Source organism: Streptomyces sp. NPDC030799, assembly GCF_055572255.1.
This window is the reverse complement of sequence record NZ_JBVIDS010000025.1, coordinates 1-1,118: the sequence shown is the minus strand read 5'-3', so window position 1 is coordinate 1,118 and position 1,118 is coordinate 1. Positions and strand designations below refer to the sequence as shown.

At 68.4% G+C, this 1,118-nt stretch carries 1 protein-coding gene; it reads left to right on the top strand.

What is annotated here, in order from left to right; genetic code table 11:
* The coding region (locus ACZ41I_RS39895; protein WP_468516443.1) for a ribonuclease J at window positions 1–1,106 on the top strand (1,106 nt) is incomplete at its 5' end.
* Between the last annotated feature and the right edge of the window lie 12 nt (window positions 1,107–1,118).

Genomic DNA, 1,118 nt, shown 5'->3' with positions numbered 1-1,118 from the left:
TCGGCGAGGAGGGCGTGGACCTGTTCCTCACCGACTCCACCAACGCCGAAGTACCCGGCTTCACCACCTCCGAGCGAGAGCTGAACCCGGCGATCGAGCAGGTGATGCGCACCGCGCCGCGCCGGGTCATCGTCTCCAGCTTCGCCAGCCATGTGCACCGCATCCAGCAGGTCCTGGACGCCGCCCACCAGCACGGCCGCAAGGTCGCCTTCGTCGGCCGGTCGATGGTCCGCAACATGGGCATCGCCCGTGACCTGGGTTATCTGAAGGTGCCCTCCGGTCTGGTCGTGAGCACGAAGGAGCTGGAGAAGCTCCCGGACCACAAGATCACTCTGGTGTGCACCGGCTCCCAGGGCGAACCGATGGCCGCGCTGTCACGGATGGCCAACCGCGACCACATGATCCGCATCGGCAAGGACGACACCGTCCTGCTCGCCAGCTCCCTCATCCCCGGCAACGAGAACGCCATCTACCGGGTGATCAACGGACTCACCCGGTGGGGCGCCCACGTGGTCCACAAGGGCAACGCCAAGGTGCACGTCTCCGGGCACGCCAGCGCCGGCGAACTCGTCTACTGCTACAACATCGTCAAGCCCCGCAACGTCATGCCCGTGCACGGCGAATGGCGCCACCTGCGGGCCAACGCCGACCTCGCCATCCGTACCGGTGTCGACCCCGACCGGGTCGTCATCGCCGAGGACGGCGTCGTCGTCGACCTGGTCGACGGACGCGCGTCCATCACCGGCAAGGTCCCCGCCGGCAACGTCTACGTCGACGGCATGGAAGTCGGAGGCGCCACCGAAGCGTCCCTCAAGGACCGCCTCACCCTCGCCGCCGAAGGCGTGGTCACGGTGGTGGCGATCGTCGACGCGGACACCGGCGCCCTCGCCGAGGCCCCCGACTTCCTGGCCCGGGGCTTCGTCCACGACGACGCCACCTTCGAGCCGGTCATCCCCGTCATCGAGAAGACCCTGGCCACCGCAGCCGAGGAAGGCGTCGGAGACGCGCGCCAACTCGAACAACTCCTCGCCCGCGCCGTGGCGAACTGGGCGTTCCGCACCTATCGCCGCAAGCCCCTCATCATCCCCGTCATCATCGACGCCTGAGCCATAGCCCGG